At 54.1% G+C, this 23,840-nt stretch carries 16 protein-coding genes and 1 tRNA gene; 1 reads left to right on the plus strand and 16 read right to left on the minus strand.

Features of this window, described 5'->3' with window-relative positions:
• Positions 1-183 precede the first annotated feature (183 nt).
• From ACNO7C_RS03000 to ACNO7C_RS03070, 15 genes are all read right to left on the minus strand, one after another.
• A complete protein-coding gene (locus tag ACNO7C_RS03000; RefSeq protein ID WP_460025507.1) occupies positions 184-2,388 on the minus strand; it encodes a DEAD/DEAH box helicase in 2,205 nt (734 codons plus the stop codon).
• Between the two features lie 14 nt (positions 2,389-2,402).
• A complete protein-coding gene (gene mcm / locus ACNO7C_RS03005; protein WP_460025508.1) occupies positions 2,403-4,496 on the minus strand; it encodes a minichromosome maintenance protein MCM in 2,094 nt (697 codons plus the stop codon).
• A gap of 2 nt (positions 4,497-4,498) precedes the next feature.
• Positions 4,499-5,068 carry a hypothetical protein gene (locus tag ACNO7C_RS03010; RefSeq protein ID WP_460025509.1) on the minus strand — a complete coding sequence of 190 codons (570 nt, stop codon included), beginning with the start codon at positions 5,066-5,068 and terminating at the stop codon, positions 4,499-4,501.
• Between the two features lie 65 nt (positions 5,069-5,133).
• Complete coding sequence (locus ACNO7C_RS03015; protein WP_052884948.1) at positions 5,134-5,352, minus strand: 30S ribosomal protein S28e; 219 nt, start codon at positions 5,350-5,352, stop codon at positions 5,134-5,136.
• A gap of 70 nt (positions 5,353-5,422) precedes the next feature.
• Entirely contained in the window at positions 5,423-5,806 is a 384-nt protein-coding gene (rpl7ae, locus tag ACNO7C_RS03020) for a 50S ribosomal protein L7Ae (RefSeq protein WP_318536269.1), read from the minus strand.
• A gap of 261 nt (positions 5,807-6,067) precedes the next feature.
• Positions 6,068-7,870, minus strand: a complete 1,803-nt coding sequence (gene infB / locus ACNO7C_RS03025; protein ID WP_460025510.1) for a translation initiation factor IF-2 — start codon at positions 7,868-7,870, stop codon at positions 6,068-6,070.
• 51 nt (positions 7,871-7,921) lie between these two features.
• The gene (locus ACNO7C_RS03030; RefSeq protein ID WP_460025511.1) at positions 7,922-8,101 is read right to left on the minus strand and encodes a 50S ribosomal protein L24e; all 180 of its coding nucleotides are present in this window, start codon (positions 8,099-8,101) and stop codon (positions 7,922-7,924) included.
• Positions 8,102-8,263: 162 nt separating this feature from the next.
• A complete protein-coding gene (gene dnaG / locus ACNO7C_RS03035; RefSeq protein ID WP_460025512.1) occupies positions 8,264-9,526 on the minus strand; it encodes a DNA primase DnaG in 1,263 nt (420 codons plus the stop codon).
• A gap of 278 nt (positions 9,527-9,804) precedes the next feature.
• Positions 9,805-9,917, minus strand: a tRNA-Cys gene (locus ACNO7C_RS03040).
• Positions 9,918-10,172: 255 nt separating this feature from the next.
• On the minus strand, positions 10,173-11,579 hold the full coding sequence (locus ACNO7C_RS03045) for a zinc ribbon domain-containing protein (protein WP_460025513.1): 1,407 nt from the start codon (positions 11,577-11,579) through the stop codon (positions 10,173-10,175).
• 1,274 nt (positions 11,580-12,853) lie between these two features.
• Entirely contained in the window at positions 12,854-14,398 is a 1,545-nt protein-coding gene (locus ACNO7C_RS03050; protein WP_460025514.1) for an ATP-binding protein, read from the minus strand.
• Entirely contained in the window at positions 14,386-15,573 is a 1,188-nt protein-coding gene (locus tag ACNO7C_RS03055; RefSeq protein ID WP_460025515.1) for a DNA double-strand break repair nuclease NurA, read from the minus strand. Before ACNO7C_RS03055 ends, ACNO7C_RS03050 begins: the two co-directional genes overlap by 13 nt.
• Entirely contained in the window at positions 15,570-18,074 is a 2,505-nt protein-coding gene (locus ACNO7C_RS03060) for an AAA family ATPase (protein WP_460025516.1), read from the minus strand. Before ACNO7C_RS03060 ends, ACNO7C_RS03055 begins: the two co-directional genes overlap by 4 nt.
• A gap of 2 nt (positions 18,075-18,076) precedes the next feature.
• Complete coding sequence (locus tag ACNO7C_RS03065; protein WP_460025517.1) at positions 18,077-19,357, minus strand: metallophosphoesterase family protein; 1,281 nt, start codon at positions 19,355-19,357, stop codon at positions 18,077-18,079.
• 517 nt (positions 19,358-19,874) lie between these two features.
• Complete coding sequence (locus tag ACNO7C_RS03070; protein WP_460025518.1) at positions 19,875-21,413, minus strand: B12-binding domain-containing radical SAM protein; 1,539 nt, start codon at positions 21,411-21,413, stop codon at positions 19,875-19,877.
• 41 nt (positions 21,414-21,454) lie between these two features.
• Between ACNO7C_RS03070 and ACNO7C_RS03075 the strand changes: the two genes are divergently transcribed.
• Entirely contained in the window at positions 21,455-22,306 is an 852-nt protein-coding gene (locus tag ACNO7C_RS03075; RefSeq protein WP_460025519.1) for an ATPase domain-containing protein, read from the plus strand.
• A gap of 370 nt (positions 22,307-22,676) precedes the next feature.
• Here ACNO7C_RS03075 and ACNO7C_RS03080 read toward each other — a convergent pair whose 3' ends face one another.
• Positions 22,677-23,831, minus strand: coding sequence for a transposase family protein (locus ACNO7C_RS03080; RefSeq protein ID WP_460025520.1), 1,155 nt, complete (start codon positions 23,829-23,831; stop codon positions 22,677-22,679).
• Positions 23,832-23,840: the final 9 nt, after the last annotated feature.

Here is a 23,840-nt window from a genome sequence, read left to right on the forward strand (position 1 = left end):
CAGGAATGACGAGGAGTTAAGGGGGCCAGCAGGGGGCAGAAAAGGGGGAGCGACGTCAGAGGTACTCCTGATCGTCATCTCTCTGTCGGCGTTTTTTCATCATCAATCATAGGCGGTAGCAGATGCACTTATGCTTTTACACCATGCATGTTTTGAAATGGGTCGAGTGACAAGGAGCGTTGACTAGTCTAGGTATAGGTCGAGACCGCTCAGGGTGCGCTCGTTTGGAACCTCGACTTCTTCCTCGGCGGAAAGTTGCTTTTTTATTGCTTTTGCGAGTGCTTTTCCGATTCCAGGGACTCTGGCCAGTTGCTCCTCGGAAGCTACGACCAGGTCTATTAGAGATCTGTAGCCGTGGCTGTAGAGGCTTCGAGCCCTCACGCGCCCGATACCTTTCAGGGATACGAGCTCTAGGAGCTCTTCCTTGACTCCGTGCTCGATTCGCTTGCTGAGCACACCGAGGTTGACGGAGTGGGTGTTGTATCCCGAAAGCCTAGCTATTTCTGCGAGAGCAAAAGCGATCCACTGAGCTGTGAGCGTGATGGAGTATATGTCGCCCGGCCCCACATCGTACCTGTCCACAATCACATCTTCTGGAACCTCGTTTATCCAGTCCTCGAGGAGCAGGGCGGTCTTAAACTGTTGGAGGAAAAACTCGTACTCAACCTCGTCGTCCGGGACCTCGAAGCCCAGCTCCCCGGCCTTCGCCTTTAACTTTTCCTCCAACCACTCCTCGTCTCCACGCCTTACGTGGACGGTCTGGGCGTCGGGGGTCCTCGAAATAAGGAACAGATACGCTATAGCGCTAGCGCTTTCTCGTGCCTTGAAGAACTCGAGACCCTGAACTGCTGTCAACGGGTCGATGTAGAGCTCAGCTACCCTTATACCGAGCTGAGTGGGAACGATGTTCTCTCCGTTTATCTCCAAAAAGCCGGCGCCGGCGAGCCTCTTGAGGATGAGCTTAGCCCGCTCGACTATGTAAAAGTAGTCCTTGTTCTGATGCGAATAAAAGGAACTAGTGAGGAACCTCTCAAGCTGGGAGATGTTCCTGACCTGATCTGAGGTAGCTATAATTGACAGAATGTGAGAACGAAGAATCGGCTCCGAGGAAAGCTGCGACTGCAACCTCTCAGGCTTCGCGTTTATGTACTTATTGAACAGGAACTCCAGCTCCTGCAGGGAACGTGCAATGAGAATTGCCTCGCCCTCCTCGTCATAGCGGGGCCTCCCCGCGCGACCTGCCATCTGCTTGTACTCCATGACCGGTATTTTCTCGTAGTAGCCCATCTCCACGTTAAACCTTCTATAGTCGGTTATCACCACTCGTCTCGCAGGGAGATTTACACCTGCGGCAAGGGTGGGGGTCGCTACTACAACCTTGATTAAGCGATCCCTAAAGAGTTTCTCAACAACGCTTCTAGCCTCCGATCCAAGCCCGGCGTGGTGAAATGCGACGCCCCTCGGCAGCAAGGCTAGAAGTTCGAGAGTCACCTTATCGGCGTAAATCGATTTAAGTTTAGCTACAACATCCCGAACAGCGCGGGACTCTTGGGGCTTCATGAACTTGAGGGTTACAGCGGCCAGCTTCTTCGCGTCGCTAACTGCCGATCGGCGGGTAGGGCTAAACACGAGCATCTGACCTTCGTCTCTAAGGGTGTCGTGCGCCAAGTCGTACAACGGGCTTCCGTGATCTTCAAGGGATACGGAAGAACTATCACTGTAGAACACTTCACCGTTGTAGTACACACCTTCCTTGAGTGGTACAGGCCTCCAATCCACCCTCACAGGCTTAGCCTGCAACCACTCCGCGAGCTCCTCGAGGTTTCCGATCGTCGCGCTGAGGCCGAGTAACTGCGGCTTCCTAGGCATGAGCTTCACTCTCGTAAGAAAAACCTCGAGCGTCGCTCCACGTCTGTCAGAACCGAGAAGGTGTATTTCATCCGCCACTATTAGGGTGAGTCTGTCGAACCACTTGGCCTTGTGGCGTAGGAGGCTGTCGGCCTTCTCGTTTGTAGTCACTATAACGTCGTACTTCTCGAGCCACGGGTCGTCGCTGTCGAAGTCTCCTGTGCTTATCGCCGTCTTGTAACCAAATGCGCCGAAAAACGTGCTGAACTCGTCGTATTTCTCAGAAGCTAAAGCCCGCAAAGGAGCCATATAGAGCGCTTTCCCACCTTTCGTTAGTGCCTTCAACATGGCTAGCTCGGCCACGAGTGTTTTACCGGAAGCTGTCGGTGCAGATAGGACAATGTCCTGGCCGTCCAGGACCCCGCTTTTTAAAGCCTCTACCTGCGTGGGGTAGAGCTGGGTTAAGCCCAGCCTCTTAACTAAGGTTTCTACGATGCTCTGTGGGAAGTACTCCAGGAGTAGGTCTAGTTGAGCGCTCATTTCCTAGCTTCCCATCAAAGGTTAACGGGCTTAATACATCCTTTTCTAGGCTCCATCAACTCTCCACTTTCAGTGAATTTCTCGATGACCTCTTTGGCAAAGCGCTCATCGATCCCCTTCGCCGCCACCTCTTTCATCACGTCTTCGATGCTTACGCATTCACCGTTGTTCTCCCTAACAAGGAACTTTATCGTGTCTAGGACAGCTATGAGCTTCTCCCTTTGAGACTTAGGTTGACCGGTCATGATCGTGTCGATGTCTATCGTGCGCGTCGTTGTGTCGATGCCAACGTTTCTCAGGAAGTATTCCATCAGTTCTATTGCTACGTCCGCGTCTTCGCTGGTGACGATAGTCCTGAGATGAAGCCTAGCCCTCGCCTCAGCCAGCCGTATTAGGGCCTCCAGTTGCCTCGGAGTTATGGCGATTGGGGAGTTCGGGTCCTCGCTCCTCGCTCTCATCGCAACATAGTAGTCTATAATCTTCTGCTTGGCTTCCGGCGATAGCTTCGGCCTGACGTTTTTCCGGGCATAGGCTATGTACTTCTTCAGCAGATCCGCTGGGATCGTCTTGCTGAGTAAATCAGGGTAAGTTTCACCGTGGAAGTCCACGACGTACTGGGCGAGCTCCTTGTCTCTCTCTCTGTCGGGGACGTCCTTTATAACGAATATCAGATCGAATCTCGAGAGGATGGTTACTGGCAGGTCTATGTTCTCGGATATGTTCCTTCCAGGCAGGTACCTCCCAAACACGGGGTTTGCGGCTGCTAAGATGGAGGCGCGGGCATTGAGGGTCGCGACAATACCTGCTTTTGCAATGCTCACGGTTTGCTGCTCCATTGCTTCGTGAATGCTAACCCGGTCCCTAGCTTCCATCTTGTCGAACTCATCTATACAAGCTACGCCGCCGTCCGCTAGGACCAGGGCACCAGCTTCGAGGTAGAATTCCCCAGAGTTCTTCTCGCGGACAACCGCAGCGGTAAGACCGGCTGCCGAAGCCCCCTTACCGGACGTGTATATTCCTCTGGGAGCTAGGCCGGCAACATACCTGAGGAGCTGGCTCTTAGCGGTTCCAGGGTCGCCTATCAAGAGAACGTGTATGTCGCCCCTGACCCTTACGCCGTCGGGGTAGATTTTGGGCACGCCGCCAAACAGCAGTAGCGCAATTGCTCTTTTGATCTCTTTATAGCCGTATATCGATGGGGCTATGGAGTTGAGCACGAGCTCCTCTATATCGCTCCTCCTGGACAGCTCGAGGATTTTCTTCTCGTCCTCGGGCGTAATTTCGACGTCTAAACTTTCCTTAGTTGCAACCTCAATGTAGTTTGCCTCGATGTATGAGTGGAAGATTGGAGGAGTATTTTTTAGAAGCTTTTTGTCCTCCTCTACTCTCACGAATCCGATGACCTTGGCTCTGTCGCCTGGACGCACGATATCGGCAAGGTCTTCACGAACTACTACCTCGATGGATCTGGGTAGCTGACCCGGAGGAAGCTCCTCGGGCTTCTCCTGTAGCACAAACTTCTGGATATCTGCAAAAGTACTCTTCTCCACCTCTAGGACAAACCCCTGGGATTTTCTTCCCTCCTCCTCGCACCTCGGGCAAACAGATGGTTTCGTGAACCCCTCTGGCTCCTGCTTAACAGAGACTTCGAAGCCGCATGTCTTGCACTTAAAAACACCCTCTATCAACTCCTGCTTAACTGGAGAGATTTTCGTGACGATTCCCTCTACGGCTAGGAACTTCCCCAGGTGTTTAGCCCGAATATCCCTTATCTTGACGTGAAGGTTCTCAGGCAGACCTCTTACTCTAACATGGAAGTTTTTCACCCGCTGTGCATACTCTGCGTTTTCGATGGCCATGACCTCGTACACGGCCTTCGAAGCCGCCTCGAGAAAAGTTGCGGGCGTTTCTATCAATGCGTCAGCGAGGGTTTTATCGTAACTCAGGATATCCTCGAAGTCCACGACGAGCGAGATGCTGTTCTCGGCGCTCATCCGCCTGATGAGCTCTCGATACTTCTCACGGCCATCTGCGCTCCTGAAGTCCTTGAAAAACTCTATTATCTGCTCAACGAGGGGGATGCTTTGAACTACAATCTGCGCTCCCATGTCTAAGCAACCCCTACGAGCTTTCTCATCGATTCAACCCAGGAGTTTATCGCGTTGCAAAGCTGCGCGTAGAGGACTTGTTCCTCGAGCGTCATGTTTTTCATCTTCTCTCTTTCGGGATGCTGGCTCGCCAGCGCCAGCCTCACAATCTTCTTCAGCCTGAGACTCAGGAGATCCGAGAACAGGATCCTCACGGACTTCAATTCCGCCTCTTTAGCCCGGTTCCCCCTTTCGACCTCGCTTTTAAGGTAAGAAACGTATAGCCTCAGCTTTAGGTAGAAGCCTTCCTCCAATGGCAGTAAACCCTCGGATTTCTCCTCGTTCCAGCACACCTTCTTCATGTTCTGGACCTCTGACATGGATTCGAAATCTATCTGGGCTACGCCCTTGGAGATCAGCTCCATCGCGTAGACGTAGGGTAACCTCGTTTTTGCACCTTGCTTAAGCTTAAGCTCTAACCCGGCTATGTTCTCCGTGCTATCCTTGATCACCACCAACGGCACTTCTACATTTGAATAGAAGAGGGTCTCAGCTAACTCCGCAACAATCACGGTATATGCTTCAGCAACCACTCCTATCTATTTTTCACTCTGAAAACACCGAAAGTAAAATGTAGTTATACTGTAGTAAAATTGTATTACCGAGTGGCAAGCTTCCTTGCCTCACGCTCTGTTTCCCGCAGGAGAACTATGTCCCCAACTCTCACAGGTCCTCGAACGTTTCTGGTGAGAATCCTGCCCTTGTCTCTACCTTCGAGCACGCGCACTCTGACCTGTGTCACTTCTCCGGTCACGCCGGTCCTTCCAATGATTTGCACAACCTCTGCAGGAGTAGCGTCGCTCCACTTATCAGCCATGTTTTTCCCAGAACCCCACTTGTAGCACGCCGCTTTTAAAATTTACTCATAGAGAGCAGGTAGAAAAACCTTAGGCTGATACCTTCAGCTTGTTAACCTCCTGTGCTATCTCGTCCACCAGCCCTTTAGCCTCTCCGGGTTCTATTATTGCCGCTGCGGAAGCAGCCACGTTGATGCCAGCAGCCTTGCCAAGCCTTTCCTTCGACGGTACGTAGACATAAGGTATCTTCTTTTCCTCACACAGTAGCGGCAGGTGCGCAACAATTTCCGGTGGATCCACATCCTCTGCAATCAGGACGAGCACCGCTTGCCCGCGTTCGACGGCTTTCGTTGTTTCATTAACACCTTTCCTTATCTTCCCTCCCTTCTCTCTTGCAGTTGAAAGAGCCTGGTATGCTTTCTCGGCTAATTCGGGCGGTACTTCAAACTTCACGTAAAACGGCTTTTTCGACATATCGCTCACCGATCGCTCATCTTTTCGCCACCACTAGCTCTCCCCCAGCTTATAAGTTTTTTCATTTTTCTAGGTGGCAGAAACCGCCCTCGCAGAACCCTCGATTCAAGCAACTCCCTGCATCAGGTCAACCCGGATGCGGCAAAACTATATAAAGCCGCGGAGGAAACCCATCCTAGATGATGAGTTTGCCGAGTGCCTAGCGGTGACGAGCCATTCATGAACTGAATTTTTAAATTTTTAAGTGATTCTTGAGCGATTCTAAGGGAATTCTATCTCGCCGGCCAGCTTCAGCTTGAACTTGAGGAGTTTTCTAAGGTACTCCTTCTCATTTTCTGTTAGATCGCTGGAGTACTTCTCCAGCAGAAGGTTAATCTCGTCTACGGGTACATCGGTATAGAGGTAGTCTCCCTCATCTACCTGCCTGCCCACCATGGCCTTGCTCCTAATTGATATGGCAACCTCGGCGCCCTCCTCAGCCGATTCCAACACCCGGTCATGCTCTCTTATCTGCATCACGTCGCCTATTTCTCTACCATCCCTTGTGATCAGCCTAACGCCGGGTCTTAGCCTGCCGGCAACGACGCGAACGCCTACTATTATGGGGTCCCTTCGCCTGAAGACGTATCCCGGAAGTATTTGGACGACCGCGGGTGGGGTAATTTTTTCGAAGAGCTTTTTCTTTTCAAGCTGTCTCTGCTCAAGGTGCCATTTCATGTAGTCCTCCACCAGCCTGTAAATTATGCGCTCTGTGAAGATCGGAACACCTTTCTGCGCCGCCTCCTCGCGGGCCTCCGGGGAAACCTTGACATTGAAAGCGAGTATCGCAGCTAAGGCCGGGTCAAGGCTTTTAACGAAGCTAGCCTCAACAACATCTCTCTTGGCGACAGGGCCGACATCGGCAAGCCTGACCGGTACGTTGTTCTTCTTCAAGTACCCAACGAGAGCCTCGAGCGTCCCCAGGGTGTCTGCCTTCACGACAACCCCTGCGATGTCTCTCTGAAACCTCGTGGCCTGAACCTCCTCCTGAACCTCTTTGACAGCCTGGCTCACGCTCTCCTCGTTTGGAACAACTATCAAGGGAGCGCCCGGAACACTGGCGTCGAGCCCCTCCGCTACGACCTTGACTCCCGCCGCGGCGAATACTTTGTCGACCTCAAGGAAGCGATCCTCGGGTGAGCGCATCTCGTCGAGGGGCTTTGGCATCAGAAGGAGCCTCACGCGGGTAATTATGGGTTTCTCGAGACCTCCAACGACCACAAGGTCTCCCTTTTTCAGCACTCCATCGTAGACTATAACTGTGGCAGTTGTTCCCAAACCAACCTCCTCTTTGAGCTCCAGGACGACGCCACGGGCGGGAGCCACCTTTGCGATTAGCCTCTTTATGAGGAAGCGCTGCGACAATCCTGCCAAAACCAGCAGGAGGTCGGGAAGCCCTTCACCGGTCAAGGCACTTACGGGAACGAGCGCCAGCACTTTGGTGAAATCCTTTATCCTGTCGTACCTGTCTGCGCGGAACCCTATAGACCTAAACTGTTCAATGATGTACGAGAGGTTCTCCTCGAGCCTCAAAACCGCGTTTTCATCCTGCGACTTCACGGACTCTATGAAAGGCCTATTCGGGTTGCTCTTCCAGCCGGGTATCCTATCGATCTTGTTCACGGCAACGACGAAGGGAACGCGCTTGCTTCTGAGAATCTCGATAGACTCGAACGTTTGCGGCTCTAAACCCCTCTGAACGTCCACTACCAGGATAGCTATGTCCGCGATGCTTCCCCCCCGTGACCGCAGGTTGGAGAAGGCTTCGTGACCTGGTGTATCGATGACGAGGAAGCCGGGTATCTTTATCTCCACCCGTAGCTCGCTGAGGAGGGGGCCCGAGATCTCCTCGAGAGCTTTCCACGGAAGGAATGAAGCCCCTATGTGCTGTGTTATCGTTCCCGGTTCTCGCCTCGCGACAGCTGTGCCCCTGATCTTATCCAGGAGAGTGGTTTTTCCCGCATCTACATGTCCGAGTACGACAACAATAGGAGCCCTAATATAGCTGTCATGAGAAGCCTCCATTGCGAACCACGTTATATCCCGCGTAAGTTACAGCATCTTGTCAGATAATCCCTACTGCGCGCTCTTTATAACCCACTTTGTCCTCCTCGGGTTCCTGTGTAGCTTCACAGCGCTTTTGAAGCACTTAGAAGAGCAGTACCTTTCCACAGTGCCGTCTAGTCGTACGTACATTAACCCCTCTCCAGGCTTGATAGGCCTCTTGCAGAAGTTGCAATACAACATCTTTGGCATAGCCAAGCACCTGACGCTCACACGCAGCCATCAATATATTGTTTACGCGGTCATCAGGCGTGTCCGCGGTGAAGAACAAGCAAGGTTTTAAGCCTTAAGACGTAGTAGTATACCCGGCGATGATTGGACTGACCTGAGCGGAAAGGTGAAGAAATGCACCTATTATGAGCTACTCTGTTGCTGTTCTGGGCTCTCGGTCTGCAGAGGCCTAACGAGCTGGAAGGTTGCTATCGTAAGGTCTTCAGGCTTCCTGATAATCTCGCCCACTCTAACTCCAATTAGCGTTTTAACGCCCTTTGAAAAGGCCGTGTCTACGAGCCTTTGAGTTATTATCCCGTCCAGTACAATATGCGCGACCCCGTCGAGGTCCTTTAACTTGTCCACGACCTCTTTCACAGGCACGCGCGCCACTTCCCTCCACTCGCTGTCGTACATCACAGCCTCAAGCGTGCCCTTCAGTTGCTCGATCGTATCCACGACCCCCTGAGGGACGAAGACCTCTTTTGCTACCGGAGGGTTGTTCTTCGCGGCTTTGATCAGTTTTGACGGAGGTATTACAACTTCCGCTTTAACCTCCTTTGCCTGCCTCCTCTCCCTCTCTAAGCTCTCCAAGAACTCCCTCGCGGGCACCTTGTTTTGGAGGGCTCGTGCGATCTCCTTACCTGTTAGCTCTTCAACCTCGCGGCCGCTCGGCGCTCTGGCGACGAAATCGATGTCTAAGACGTTGAGCGCGTTTCTGGCTATGAGCTCGCCGCCTCTGTCGCCGTCCACGAAAAGGATGACCTCCTTCTTCTTTTTGCAGAGCTCCTTTAGACTGGCGGGCACCGTCGCTCCGCCTATCGCTATCACGTTCCTGTACCCATGCTTAAGCAGGTTGAGGACGTCAGCCCTACCCTCGACGATAATGAGTGTATCAGAGGTATCAACCTCTGGGCCCGCGGGGAGCCTCTCCTCTCCCCACTCTATAACCTCGGCTGTCCTCACCCTTTTGAGAAGCTCCTCTACGAGCTCCTTAGACTCGGGAACTGTGCTGGCCAGCTTCTTGTATAGCTCTACCGCGCGCTCAATGATTTTGCGCCTTTTCTCGGCCCTTACATCTTCTATGTCGACGATCTCCGTAACCGCGTTGTAGGGTCCAACCTTGTCTATGCTCTCGATCGTGGCGGCGATTATGGCTGTCTCGGCCATGTCTAAGTTTGAGGGGATCTCGATCTCCGCGATCAGCTTGCCGTCCTGCTCCCGCGTGCTTACCTCTATCCTTCCAATCCTACCAACTTTTTGCAACTCTCTAAGGTCGAGCTCCCGCCCTAGTAGCCCCTCGCTGTGTCCAAATATAGCGCCGATTATGTCGTGCTTCTCTACGACCCCTGATACCGTCATTCGGGCTTTGATCACGTACTTAGCAGTTACAGGTAACCCACCCATTTTCACTTCACCCAGTGTTTGATGAGCGTGAAAACTGCACGCTGTACCCGCCAGTTAACACACCTTTTCATAGCTTCAGACGGTACACCGTCTTACGCTCGAGGTGCTCTCTGCTGGCGGAATACGCGTGCAGTCTCACTCCGGTAATGCAGGACGAGACTATAAAGTTTTTCGTTATACTTGAACGTAACGATGTTATATACAATAGCAACAAGATTATTCTTCATTGCACCCTTGTTTTACATGCGGTTCTCCATGACTCCGAGAAATCACGGTAGAGCCGGGGCCGGGATTCGAACCCGGGGTAAAATCGGGTTTCACCGGCTAGGTACCACTGCAGCCCGACGCGTGCCAGGCCTCATAGGCCTCTTGACCACTCGGCCACCCCGGCCCTCACGCCTAAATGAGGGCTTCATGGCTAATAAACTTTCCCTTAGGCGACCGCGCCTGGCCTCATCTGCCCCCTTCACCTTTCTGAGGGCCCCCTTGCGGGGTGTCATGGGTCCCCATTGGGGGGCCGCCCCGGCTGGGCGGCCTTCTGCCCGCGTCGCCGCGGGCACATCCCCTCCTCGCGCCGCGCGCGGCGCCCGGCGTGCGGCCGTGTGGCCGTGCCGGGAACTGGGGCCGGGGGCCCGCTGGCCTGCCTTTAGTGCCCTGGCCTGTCTCTCAGGCCGTGGGTTGGGGCTCTGGGGTGCTGGCTGAGCCACTTGTCCAGAGCCTCTAGGTGCTTCTCTGCTCTGCAGGCCTTTAGAAAGAGCTTTGCGGCGTTGAACGCTGCAGCCCAGTCCCTGCCCCAGGTGAGGCCGCACTTGGGGCAGCGGTAGCATCTCCTCATCACCTCTACCCCCCACGAGCCGCAGAGAGGGCACCGCTTGCCCGAGACATTGTTCTCCGGCTGGAACCACCTCGCCCCTTCGTAGAGCGCTAGGTTCTCCAGCCTCTCCGCCGCTCTGAGCAGTGTTCGCTGTAGCTTCGTTCCCCTTAGGGACTCGGCCCTTGGCACGTCCGCTACAATGACGACCGTGTAGCCCTGGTCCCTAAGCTTTCTCACCAGCGCTCTCAGCTCCTTTAGGGTTGCCCTGACCCAGTCGTCGTTCACCTTCTTCACCTTCCTCGATGCCTGCCTAGCTATTCTCTCAGCTCTCTCAGGGGTCAGTTTTAGCTTCGCCCTGAGCCTCTCAGCGAGCCTCACCGCCTCCTCTACCGCGGAGCCCCTCCCCTCTCTCCGTAGCTTTTCGACGTCCCTCCTCTCCATGAACCTCTCGACGGCTTCACTCCAGCACTTAACCTTGGAGTAGCTGGTCATGATTGCTGCCAGTAGCCTCAGCATGGTGGTGTTCGGTGGCTTGAAGACTCTCTGCGTCAGGAGCCTGACTTCGCCGTCGAATGCGAAGGCCATCAGGTAGAGCCCGTGGCCACTGTTCACGTCCAACGCTACCACCGCGAGCTTGGAATTGCCGTCCCACCACACCCGCCTAACCGTGCGGTGCGCAATGAGGCGAAGCCTACCCCTCGCCGTTAGCTGTAGCATGAGCTTCGTGTCGCCGAACCGTTGTATGTCCTCGAGCACAGCTCTAATTAAGGACGGCCTCAGTCTCGCTGTGATGCCAGCGCTGGGCACGCGTAGCTCGCCCCTAGAGGCGTCAAGCACTGCAAGAGCATTTGTTGCGCCGTGAAGCCTACCGCCGTTGCCGACCACCTTGACCAGCAGCGGTACTGGTGGCGGAGTGAACCTGCTCCGCCTCTTCGACTTCCCCCTAGCCTCGGCAACCATGCCCCGCCACTCCACGGCGTACCAGAAGAGGTTCTTCGGCAGCCCAGCTAGCTTCGAGGCTTCTTCGACCAGCTCTCTGCTGAACCTCTCCGGGTCTTCTCTGAACGCGTCGCCGTATCTCTTCGTAAGGACCCTGCACGCCTCCTTGACTGCACTCGACACCCTGAGGTAGAGCCGCTGTAGCCTCTGTCTCTCTTCATTGTTGGTCTTGACCTCCCACACCCTGAACGCATCGACGCGCTTCTCGCCGTTTCTACTCCCCTTACCCTCCCCGCTCATAGTCTCACCCCTTTCACCTGGGAGGCCGGGCGTGAGCCGCGGCCCCCATCCGCCTCCACGCCCAGAGGCGTGAGGTGCGGGGGAGCCGCAGCCAAAGCCCAGCCCCCACAGGGGCGTTGTTGCGTGGAATCACACCTTGTGAGCTAGCGGTCGTTACAGTAGCTGAGCTCAGCGCGGATTAGCGTCCACAGGGCTGGGCGCGTCGATCGGCATCAGCGGTCGCGAGCGCAGTCTCACGGTCTTTGACTCGGCCACCCCGGCCCACGTGCCGCGCGCGGCCCCAGGCGCGGGGCGTCAACGCGGCCCTCCCGCCGAGGCCAGCCCAGGCCCGGCGGCGCCAATGCTGCGGTAGCGGCCCGTCCACCCCCGAGGGCAGGGGGCCGGCTGCCAGGGGGCGGCGGGGTAGGGCAGCCCGAGAGCAAGAGCCCCCCGCCCTAGCCCGCGCCCAGGCCCCTACGAGCGGAGCGGGGCGCGGGCCTCGGGCAGCCGGCTTGCGGGCGGGCACTACCGGCCCAGAGCCGGGCCCCTACGATCGGAGCGCGGCCCCGCGTGCCGGCACCTTCACGCCTCCGCTGCCACGCCGGGAGGCCCCTACGAGCGGAGCGTCCACAAGCGCGGAGCCTCACCGACGTAGCCCGCCACCCCCCTCGCGGGGGCCCAGCCCCCCACGTAACCCCGCTCCCACCACGTCCCGGAGGAGCGCGAGAGGGTGGGGTTACGTGGGGTAAAAAAGGGGTGTTTTTAAGGGGCTTTCTCTCGGGCTCCCAGGCCCCGGCCGCCACTCCCCCCTAAGCGCTAGTGCATTGGGGATCGGCGTAGCCTAGGTGCCCGGGGCCTCTGGCCTGCCTGATTCGAGCCGCTTTCCTCTCCCGCCCACTCTCTTTTCCCCGAGAGTGCAGGCGCCGCGCTGGGGCGCCAGTCTTCTCGGGGAAGCACCCTGGCCCGCGCCGCTGAAGCCGGCTCACCCCTTCACCGGCCAATTCTTACGGCTACGGGCCTCAGTTGCATTCTAGCAGAGGGGGTTAATATTTGCTCCGATGTTAACGCTGAAAGTATAACATCGTTACACTAGTTATTGTTACTACAGGGATTTTCAGCAGGTCCTCTGCAATTACTTCTTCCGCGCCTACGGTTACATGAGAAAGGCGAGGATATGCGGCCATGTCGCCGCGTTCATATTCCACAGGAGGTAGTACAGCCCTGTAAAGTATGGGAGCCGTGGTTTAAATGGCTTTCAAAACGATATAGATGTCTCGCGAGCTATAGCATCCTACCTAGTACATTTTATAGGGGTCGTACTCCTCTCCACGCCTAGCCTCCTCCTTGACCGTCTCAAGGTGTTTCCTCCAGGCGTCCACAGCATTGATGTCGCTGCCCGCTGTCTTGTTTTCCGCTTTATCGATCTTCACTAGTGCCGGTATCAGCGTCATCAAGCCTAGTACTACTGCCTCACCGACATCTAGGCTGGCCAGCATCCCAAGCATTTCCTCGCTCAGGGTTTCACTAGCCTGCTGAACATACTTTTGATCACTCGGTTCAACAAGCCTTAGTATTATTTTGTTATTCGTCTGGCTCAAGGCATCCTCATCAACGTTCCTAGGCCTCTGGCTAACCAGGCACAAGCCTACACCGAACTTCCTGCCCTCGCGGGCGATCCTTGCCACAATACTCTTGGTTAGCGTGCTCCTTCCACGGGGTATAAGTACATGGGCCTCCTCAATTGCAACTAGAACCGGTACCGGGTAGCCCTCCTTCCCCGTGGAGGACCTCTTCCTCTCCCTTAGCAGCCTCTCGAGGTAGTGTGAGACAACCACATCGGCGACTTCCTCGTCAACACTACCCAGCTTCAATACGTTGGCTTTACCGGGTTCTACTACCTCCCTAATATCCATTGGTGCATCAACAGCTAGCACAGTGCCCTCATACCTCTCTCTGAGCTCCTGGAGCTTGTTGAGGAGGTCGGCTATACTGGCTCGATCCCTTTTGAATTGATCAGATTCCAGTAGGGCTTCAAGCTCTGACTCCAGGTTATCTAGGAACCCATCCGGCTCCCTAGCTATCTTCCCTTCCTTCTCTAGTTCACTGTAGATTTTACGCAGGTACATCCTCTGCTTGCTGGCTTTCTCATCTAGGCTCAAGAGCCGGTAGAGCTCGTACAGCGTTAGCTTGGCTGGGTGTATCTTGGGCGTTACATCACGGGTTTTCCCGCCTGCTATCCCCCCGTACTCGTTGTGCATATCGATGAGTAGTACTGTGCCGTTGAGCTCGTTGACGATCCTATCTACGAGGACGCCCACGGTATTAGACTTACCGGCACCAGTTACTGCCAGTATTGCGAGATGCCTCGAGATAATAGCGTTAGCATTAACATAGACAGGTACGTCAGGGTGGTTCGCTAAACATCCAATCCTAATCCAGCCGTCCTCCTTCTTATTGAAGACCTTGCTGAGGGCATCAGCTGTAGCTTCATATACTACTGCACTCGGCTTAGGCGGGTACTTAGGCGTGTAGAGCCTGCCTTTCTCGAGGGGCTCAACCCAGCCGATTAGCCTAGCGTATCCAATAGAGTACTCTGTCTTCTCTACTCCTAGATCCACTGCTTTCTCCACGTATTCCGGGGTAATAATCCTGAATTGCAGTGCTGGGTTGCCTATGATGGAGCGTTCAACCATGCCCAGCACGTATCTTGAAGCAATGCCGTCAATTATTGTCTCCGGGTACTCTACTAGAACATACTCGCCGACACGTGGAGGTCTTTTAGCTGTAAATACCACGTTGCTGTGGCTGGTCTCCCCTATGATTCTGCCTAACTGATCCATTCAAGCAGCACCTCCCTACCGGTTGACCCGGGCAGGAGCCCGAGAATCATAGCCATGTTTTCTATGTCATCTCTAGTTATTAACGAGCCTCTATGGGCCTCTATTAATGGGTACGGGTAGCCATTATAGGCTAGGCTGTTCAAGTACCTTAATACGTGTTCAACTACATCACCATAGCGGTCCTCACCCACTACATCTCTATCCACCGGGATCTCGAGCATTAGGACGGGGCCGTTCTCCACGAGCCTCACATAGCTCAGTATGAAGTCTAGGCGTTCATAGAACTCAGCTATTAAACCTGCTAAGTCGCCATGACTGGGCATGGCCCCCTTAACCTCCTCGATTGTTGCTTTCATGGGCCTACTGAACCCGGGCTTCGTTGATGCGTAACTAAAGATTACTATGTCTGGCGGTAGCATACGGTTCAGCTTGTTCTCGAACTCGGTGAAGTGATCCCTGCTCCTACTAGTCTTAGATACGAATACAAGGCCCGGAGTACCGCGTCCAATAACACGTTGCTCGAGCAGGATCCTTGTAGCAAGTAGCTTCTCCAAGTATTCGAGTAGCACGATGAGCTCTACCTGATCGCTGAGCAGTAGGCTGTGATCCCTAGCCACCTGGTGTGACACGAGGTGATCGTAGAGGAAGTAGCTGGTAGCTCTAAGCTGGGTTCTCAGCCCGCTCCAGAGCACGTGTGCAACGTCTCGCCCAGCTTTCTCCCATAGCTTCTCCACAGCATACTTCAACCGGGGTTCAGCCGCTAGGGGCCTCGGCCTGAGCAGTAGTGAGATAATGCTCCCGTCTACCATGAGGAGCTCGGTTTCAGGGAGTAGCGCGGCTACCTTGACCTCTGATATCTCGCGTAACAGCCTGACATGTTCGCCTGCATCGCTGTGTAGTAGTATATCCATATCGCCGACACTGCGTTCCACAACGCTACCGCCTACCTTGCCTATTGCGTAGCCCAGTACAGCGTAGAACGTTAAGCCCTTGAACTCGATGCTGTTATTACTACCGTCGACAGCACCATACCTAGTAGGCTTCGACACTGCTGGAGCATGCTCGACCCAGAGCTCTCTAGCTCTAGCTAAAACCTCTTCAAGACCGGTTTTCTCAATCCGGCTTCTCAGCAACTCCCTCTTCTTCGCGAGGATCTCTAGCAGGAACTCGTTCACCCGGATCCACCCATTGATGCCTCCTCTACCCTGGAGTAGCCATCAATCTTCCTGACTACGAAAACCCTGTCAGCAGCCTCTCTAACTTCCTCGTCATGGGTTATCACGATGAGCTGAGGTATGATAGAGCCTCCCTGGAACTCCTTGAGTAGCTCGACTAGCTCTCTCCTCCGGTCGTCATCTAGGTGGACTGTCGGCTCATCTAGAGCTATGAACCCGATCCTCCCGCCGGCAACTATCTTGAATAGCGATAGTAGTGCCGCTAGGCATACAGCTATCTGCTCGCCGCCGCTAATGCTGCTTAGGCTGACCTCGGCATCGTAGTTGACGCTTTTCAAGATAATGTTGTAGTCCTCGTCAACGCTCGCCTCCCTATACTCTATGTTAAACCTGCCTAGAAGCTCCTCCATGAACATGCTTAATAGCCTTGTGTAACGGGTTCTAAGCATCCTGGGGACAGCGTTATCGCTGAATATGTTTTCCCTAATCCACTTAATCATGTGGACCTTGTAGATGGCCTTATTTATCTCCTCAACCTCCATCTTTAACTTGTTAAGCTCCTCATTCTTTTTATTTAGATCTTCTCTTCTGTTACTTAATTCATTTTCAAGCTCATTGACTCTATTTTGCACTTCTTCCAGGTTTTTGATCTTTTCCTTAAGCTCTTTCTTCTTTCTTTCTACCTTTTCCTTCTCATCTTCTAACTCCTTGATTTGCCCTAGTAGTTCCTTAAGCTCTTCTTTCCTCTTTTCAAGTAGCTTACTCTGCTCCTCCAGCTCCTTCATAAGATACTTTATTTCATTCTCCACTATGGAGCCCTTATGCTTTTTTTCTTCTGCTTCATTCAGCATATTCTTCAGCTTTCCAATGTCTATCTCAGCTAGGTTGAGCTTCTCCCTAATAGTATTATTGAGCTCGCCTATCCTCTTCTCAAGTAGGCTTTTCTCCTTCCTAAGCTTTTCGAGTTCGTCTAGTAGTTTTGAATACTTTTCTTCATCGTATTGTTCCTTAAGGATTTTGAGCTGCCCAACGACCTGCTTCAACTCGTTGACTACGCTTGTAGTCCTTTCAAGATTACTCTTGATTCCTCTGAGCTCTACCTCTAACTTGGCTTTGTCGCTAAGTATCTTCTTCTCTTGCTCTTCTAGTTGGGCTTTGAGCTCCCTTTTCCTGTTTTCAAACTTCTGTAGTACGTGCTCTCTCTGCTCACTTGTGAGTTGTTGACCACATAGTGGGCACGAGGGCTCACTAGTACTGTTTAGCATCTTGATCTTCTCATCGATATCGCTGATCTCGCTCTCAATACGTTGTCTCATCTCATCAAGCCTAGTCTCTATCCCGGTTAATTTACTCATAAGCTCCTTTTCCCTATCCTCTAGCTCCTTCAGTTCCCCTTCCTTCTTGTTAAGCAATTTAACCGGGTCTTCACCATACTGTTGCATGATATCGCTGATCTCACGACGGGTTTTCTCGAGGAGTTCTACAGGGTCTTGAATGCTGGAGAGAGATTTCTCCAAGGTATCGAGTCTATTTCTCTTTTCTTCGAGCTCTTCGATGAGGCCCTTTGCTTCAAGTACCCTAGTAGCTTCAGCTAGCTCCTTTAATTCTTTTTCCTTTCCCTCAAGCTTATTGCTTAAATTGCTTTTTTCCTTCTCCAGCTTATTAATCTCATCCTCTACTTTCCTAAGTCTTTCTCTGTGATAATTTATATTTCCAGAAATCTCTCCTAGCTTCCTTTCTAATTGAAGAAGTTCATCCTTGAGCTTCTCGAGGTTTTCTTCTTGGAGGATCCTCTGCTTCTCCTGGAGTTCTTTCTTTAGTTTAATGATCTCTTGTTCCAGTCTCTGCATCTCACTTACTAGATTATTGTACCTGTCAGTAATCTTCTCCCTAGTGCTTTCTAGTATTGCCTGGAGGCTTCCACGCCCCTCTACATGCGGGTATAAGGATAGTGTGAAGTGTTCTGTATTAACGGATACTGGTGTATCCTTAAGCTTATTGAAGACTTCCCGGTAGTCGCTAATGCCGAGTATAGTGTCTATAGCCTCTCTCCTCTTGCTAGGCTCGAGGTCCCTGAATAACTCTGTAACCCCACCCTGCATCACTAGTACGATGTTCTCGATCTGCTTCGGGTTTAGATGTAGCAGGTCTCTTAGCGCCCTGTCGACGCCCTCTTTATCCCTAGCTACAGGCTTACCGTTCTTTAGGAGGACTGTGCCGGGCCCACTGATCGATCTCCTTAAAACATATACGTCGCCACCAATGCTGAACTCCAGCTCTACCTCACCACTACTAGCCCTCCAGTTCACTAGATCCCCCGTTCTCCGGGTGCGCCAAGCTTCACCGGTTAGGGCGAAGTATATTGCTTCGAGTATGCTTGATTTACCGGCTCCATTGGGGCCTACAAACACGTTGACTCCATGCATGGGCTGGATCTCTGTTTCGCGATGGCTGAGGAAGTTTCTCAGCTTAATCTTTCTGAGGATGAGCTGGTCTACCATAGCTATCCTGCCTCTCGGATGTTTGAGGATGCCTTCCTACCTGAGTCACTGGAGCTTGGTGTCCGACTGGTTGGCGATTCCCGGGTTTCCGGCAACATGATCACTGGTGGCTTTAATACCTTGCTCCAGTAACTATGGCCCGCGATCTCCTCGATGAGCCTATCGATGTTGTCTCTATCATCCTCGAGGACTGCCTGCTTGAGCAAGTATATTTTCTCAGCTAATTCACGGTACTGGCTACCTCCAAGTCTACTGGCTATGGCTTCAACCTCTTCTACCGGCCCGGATGCGTGTGCTCTACCTACATCCTTCTCCTCTATGTACTTCTTCTCGATTCTAACACTGATGTTCTGCGAGAACATTGATATAATGCTCCTTACCCGGCTGGATACATCTGTTTTCTCACTGGGCTTCAGCCATATGATTGCGTGGAGTATGGATCTCTTGCCCCTCGGGAGCCTTGCTACGGCTTCCTTGACGTCTTTCTCGAGTCTCTGGAGGTTTGTCTCAACGACTTCCTGTGGTATAACCTCCACGTTGACCTCGTGGACTACTGCCTCATCACCGCTGAGGTCTACGAGATAGAATCCCTTGCCTCTCTGCTTCCACTCCTCGATCTCGTCCCTCTTAATGATGTCGAGGCTACCTGGATACGCTACTATCTGCCCATTACTCTGCCTATGCTTGACCCTGCGGTGCAAGTGGCCCATAGCTATGTACATCGGCTTATCCGGGAGCTCGCTTATTTCGAGGCCTGGCTCGAACTCCATGAAGTTGGCTATGCTCTGGTGTAACATGAGTACTCCGCGCCAGCCGGTCCTCGATGTTGCGTTTTTCACGTTGTCGAGTAGCCTCTGCTTCAAGCTACTACTGTACTTTATGGGCACGTGGTTGACCCCGCTAATACAGTATTCAACTCCGCTGACCGTGAGGCAGTCCGTGAGAACCTCATCCCTGAACGGCACCCGTAGGCCCGGTATAAGGTGCTGTGGAGGGATATCGGATACTTTAGGGAGGTCGTGCTCCCCTAGAATACTGTAGACTCTAACACCCTTATCCACAGCGCGGTGAACAGCCTCAATCACTGTTTTCAAAGCCTTGTTAGGCGGATGCGGCTTGTCGAAGAGATCTCCGGAGAAGACTATTGCATCAACACCCTCCTTTAGAGCCTCCTCAACAGAGCTCTTGAAGTGCTCGAGGATCTCCTCGAGACACCATTCAAGCCCGTAAGGCCTAACACCCACATGAGTATCAGCAAAGTGGGCTATTAGCGTAGAGTACACCTCTACTTAGAGATCCTATGCATTGAAACATAATAAGTCTTTAGCTCGCTATAATAGCTTACGGTTCCTTCAGCTCCTATCCCTTAAACCTTGGCAGGATGTTGACCCCCCTACAGCCACTACTCAGGCATCTCCATCATTCAGTCAGACAAAGCAAAGTACGCGGTCAAACACACTCCATGTAGTGTAGGAGCTATAGTTGTGGTATTCTCGCTTAGGAAGCGAAAACACCCCACCCCTGAAACCAGTTTTTACAGAACATAATCTCCTGCGAATCCGCTGTAACTCGGCTTTATGCCGCTCTTACTAACCTAAGCCTCTTGTCGGAAGCAGGTATGGGTTCCTAGGTTGAAAACAGTAAAACCTCTTTCGCCCCAGCTCCACACTGGAGTCCTTCACAGCCGCCGTGACCGCACAGCACCGAGCCCGCGCCCGAACACACACCAGCAACCCCTCACCAAGCCACCCAAGAGGCGGGGGAAAGCGCAGTCGAACACGGGAAGAATCGAGGGAGAAGCTAAAAAGCGCCATTGCTACGTCTCACCGCCCTGGGTTGCAGCCTGATGAAGTCCCACGGGTGAGGGGGTTGTTGCTCTCCTAGGTACTTCCTCAGATCGAGACCGGCACCGGCTACAGCCTTGCGCCATGATCCAAGCCCCCCACCTATCTTAGCCCACTCGGCTAGCGCCTTCCCGACGTGCGCATCGCCACGCGAGATGACCGTTTGAATCAGGGCAAGCCTCGGGTCGTAGGCTCTCACGTCTGCGAGCCCGGCAAGCCTCCTCCTGAGGTACTGTATCCGCCTCCTAGCTTCCTCCAGGCCCACGAATGCCTGGTCTTGTAGGGGTGTGTGGGGTTTAGGCACGAATGGGCTAACCGTGATCTTGAGCTCTCTCTCACCCTTAAAGCCGCTGGCGCCGGAAAGCCTGAGTATGTAGGAGACAGTCTCGTCGAGGCTGCCCTCGTCCTCCCCCGGCAGGCCCACCATTAGGTAGACCTTGAGCCCTGTGAAGCCCAACTTTCTAGCCGTTTGCGCAACCTCGGTGACCCTTTCTAGGCTAAGGTACTTGCCTATCCGCATGGCGAGCTCCTTAGACCCTGTCTCCGGAGCTACCGTCAAGGTCTTCTGGCCCCCAAGCCTTATCATCTCCAGCCGCTTCTCGTTAAGCGTCTCCGCCCGCAGGCTCGGCACTGAGAATTCGAAGCCCTCTTCGACGAGAGCCTCGAGTATATCGTCTGCCCTGCTGTGGTCGAAGAAGGAGAGGCTCACAAGCTTCACAAAGGACGACCCGTTAGCCTCGCGGCCCTCGAGCGCTATGCCGATAACATCTCCCATACCTCTCTCCCTCACCACGTTGAATATCCTACCCTCGAGGCAGAACCTGCAGCCTCTGAAGCAGCCCCGGCTTGCCTCGATCGCCGTGCGCCTCCTCCAGTTACGGTCCTGAGCGGGCTGGAATTGAGCGGCTGGGTGGAACTGCCGTGGGAGGCTTCGAGCGAAGGTAAACGAGACCTCCTCACCTTCGTGGAGCTCGGGGACGTAGAAACCCCTATCAGGAGCAAGGCTCTCTAGAAGTGCCCTCTTCTCGTCTCGCGCGCTCCTGAGAGCGTCTAGGAAGGAAGGCAGAATCTCCTCTATCTCCCCGACTGCGAGGACGTCGATGTATTCGGACAGGGGTGTGGGGTTCGCGATAACGGGAGGACCTCCAGCCATGAAGAGCGGCTTATCTCTTTCGCGGGATCTTAGAGGTAGCGCTGAGGCTAACATGAAGCGTAAGATGTTGACAAAGTCTAGCTCGTAGTGCACGGAGATGAGCACCACGTCGAATGACCTCAGGGGGGATTGGCTCTCGAGGCTAACCACCCGGGGTGATCCGTCGTCGTTAAGCACGAATCGCTCGGCGATGACGTCCTCCTGCGAGTTGAGGTAGTAGTACAGCATCTGGAAAGCCAGCGAGTCGGCTGCTACGCGGTAGAAAGAAGGGTAAATCAACCCCACTTTAAGCATCCCTCTCCGGTACCGCTTGCGCACGGCGTTGATCTCTGCTACGTCCAAGCCCGATTCACTTATTAACGTGTAAGGACGCAGAAGAATTAATGCTTAACCGTAAGAAGCAAGTTCAACCACCCGTAGAGGAGGAGCAGGTTGAGCCTGTTCCGGTCCAGGAGGAGATAGTGCAGGAGCAACATGTAGGCCTTGCGCGAGGCAGGGCGGGTTACGAGCTCGTGAAAACAGGGATTGAGGGCCTCGACGAGAGGGTTGGCGGGCTCCTGCGGGGGAGGTCTTACCTTGTCACGGGCGAGACGGGCACGGGCAAGACGCTCTTCTCGATGACTTTCTTGGTAAAAGGCGCTATGATGGGTGAGCCGGGAATCTACGTTCTGGTCGACGAGGACTACGAGGATTTCGCAAAAGGAGCCCACGATTTCGGCTGGGACATCGAGTCGCTCATAAGCCAGGGGCTCCTCAGCGTCCTCACCCTCATGCCCGATTTCGTCGAGAGGCTAAGGAACAAGCCTGCAAGCGTCGTAGTGGATTCCATAGTGAGCGGCATCCTAAGCGAGGCCGCGAGAATAAAGGCTAGGAGGCTCGTCATCGATCCGATAGCTCCGCTTATGGTGAATGAGGGAGACGTCGCGTGGGCGCGCGAGTATATCAAGAGCCTTATCATAAACCTCGAAAAGAGGATCGGAACAACCAACATCATAGTCTCAGAGATACCCACTGGAAGCACAGCCCTAAGCCGCTTCGGCGTGGAGGAGTTTCTGGCCGCAGGCGTCTTCGTGCTGGGGCTCGAGAGAGTCAAGAACACTTTCTACCGCACCCTCTTCATAAGGAAGATGAGATGGCGCCCAGTACCCCCCGATATCTTCGTTTTCGATATAGTGCAGGGTAAAGGAATTGTCGTGAGGGACAAGCTATCCAAAATAGCAGCGAGTCAGCCCTGATGTCACAACTCACCAGTCGTAAATACCAACCCTCATCATCCGCGAACGATAGGCTGCTCGGTTTTTAAACATTTACTGGTCAACCCCTTTCTAGCCTCCGCCCCCGTCGCTCTCTGGCTGGTCAAGGGGTAGAGGTACGAGGAGGAAATGTTAAGGTTTTTATCATTACTACTCGAAACTCCTCACGAGGCTCCTCCTTTACTGCCCCCTGCTGGCCCCCTTAAAGTTGTCGTCATCCTTTGGTCGGCCTCGGGGTGGCCCCACGGGGGTGTCGCATCGCCCTCCCCGGGCCTGCCCCTCGAGGGGGCCTCCGGGGAGGAGCGCCCGGCGGCCGCCGCGATGCGCGGCGGCCAACCGCGGGCCGGGGCCTCTAGCCGCTCTGCAGTCGCTGGACGCCTTGGAGGCCGTAGCGCTTCGCCAGCCTTTCGGCGAGCTCCTCGACCTCGGCTTCCTCTATGAACAGCTTTAATGCATGAAGCGCTGGCACGCTGTCGCGCTCGAACTCCACGCCGCAACCCGTGCAGTGCATCACCCTCGTCCTCCCTCTCTTTCTGACCTCCTCAAGCTTACCTCCGCAGAGCGGGCAGCGCCTCGAAGGTAGTGTTCTCTCGATTACTGGAATGCCGTGGAAGCCGAGCACGTTTTCCAGCCTCTTTGCGAAGCTCCTCAGCGTCCTCTGCAGGCCGCTGTTGCGGAGTGACTCGTCGAATGGGACGTCTATGAACACTATCGCATTTCTACCCTTAAGCCTCTTAACCACCTCCGCGACTGCCCTGAGCAATGCAGCCCTGCGGCGCCTGTAAGCCTTCCTCAGCGCGCACCTCGCAGCGGCCCACGCGCCCGGCTTCCTGGACTTCGCGGCCTTCTGCTGGAGCTCCTTGATTCTCCCCCAGTTAACCTCCGGCACCTTGAAGCGCCGGATTGTGAAGCTCCCGTTTCTGAGGTCGTAGGCGAGGAAGTAGAAGCCGTGGCTGCTGTTTATATCTACGACCGCGATCGCTTCTAGGTTCTCGAGCAGCTCCTCCGCGCTCAGGCTGTGGGAGCAGTGGAGCACGACGCTCACCTGCCCATCGCTCTTCACGGCGACGTACCTCGTCAGCTTCCCTCCAGACTCCCTGCACGCATCCTCCTGCATGCGAAGCCACCCCAAGCCGCGCTCGGGCAACGGAATACTGTAGGCCCTCCTGAAGAGCCTTATAATCAGCTCTTTTCCCTGAAGGCCTGCTCCATGATGCTTCAGCGTATACGACATCAACGGGAACCGCAGGTAGGATTTCCTCTTCGGCATAGTGCTAGGCACTATCATGTCGTTAAAGGCCTTCCTGTAAGCCCACGGCACAGCCTTCCATGCAACTTCGAGCTCCTCGCCGACGAGGCCGAGCAGCCTCTGCCAGAACCTCAGCGAGGCCCTCGGCTGGTACACTTCTTTGATGAACTCCCTCAGCTCCTCCGGCAGCTCCGCCTCGAATTTCAGCACCCTGAACCCTTCGACCGCTAATTTGCCGTTACCACGGGGGCTGGCCATGCCACTCCC

The sequence above is a fragment of the Infirmifilum tikiterense genome (genome assembly GCF_054696565.1).

Bases quoted from the DNA above. Each gene is read 5' to 3' on its own strand.
- ACNO7C_RS03000 (WP_460025507.1), bottom strand. From the start codon at position 2,388: ATGAGCGCTCAACTAGACCTACTCCTGGAGTACTTCCCACAGAGCATC.
- mcm (WP_460025508.1), bottom strand. From the start codon at position 4,496: ATGGGAGCGCAGATTGTAGTTCAAAGCATCCCCCTCGTTGAGCAGATA.
- ACNO7C_RS03015 (WP_052884948.1), bottom strand. From the start codon at position 5,352: ATGGCTGATAAGTGGAGCGACGCTACTCCTGCAGAGGTTGTGCAAATC.
- rpl7ae (WP_318536269.1), bottom strand. From the start codon at position 5,806: ATGTCGAAAAAGCCGTTTTACGTGAAGTTTGAAGTACCGCCCGAATTA.
- infB (WP_460025510.1), bottom strand. From the start codon at position 7,870: ATGGAGGCTTCTCATGACAGCTATATTAGGGCTCCTATTGTTGTCGTA.
- ACNO7C_RS03030 (WP_460025511.1), bottom strand. From the start codon at position 8,101: ATGCCAAAGATGTTGTATTGCAACTTCTGCAAGAGGCCTATCAAGCCT.
- dnaG (WP_460025512.1), bottom strand. From the start codon at position 9,526: ATGGGTGGGTTACCTGTAACTGCTAAGTACGTGATCAAAGCCCGAATG.
- ACNO7C_RS03045 (WP_460025513.1), bottom strand. From the start codon at position 11,579: ATGAGCGGGGAGGGTAAGGGGAGTAGAAACGGCGAGAAGCGCGTCGAT.
- ACNO7C_RS03050 (WP_460025514.1), bottom strand. From the start codon at position 14,398: ATGGATCAGTTAGGCAGAATCATAGGGGAGACCAGCCACAGCAACGTG.
- ACNO7C_RS03060 (WP_460025516.1), bottom strand. From the start codon at position 18,074: ATGGTAGACCAGCTCATCCTCAGAAAGATTAAGCTGAGAAACTTCCTC.
- ACNO7C_RS03075 (WP_460025519.1), top strand. From the start codon at position 21,455: ATGCTTAACCGTAAGAAGCAAGTTCAACCACCCGTAGAGGAGGAGCAG.
- ACNO7C_RS03080 (WP_460025520.1), bottom strand. From the start codon at position 23,831: ATGGCCAGCCCCCGTGGTAACGGCAAATTAGCGGTCGAAGGGTTCAGG.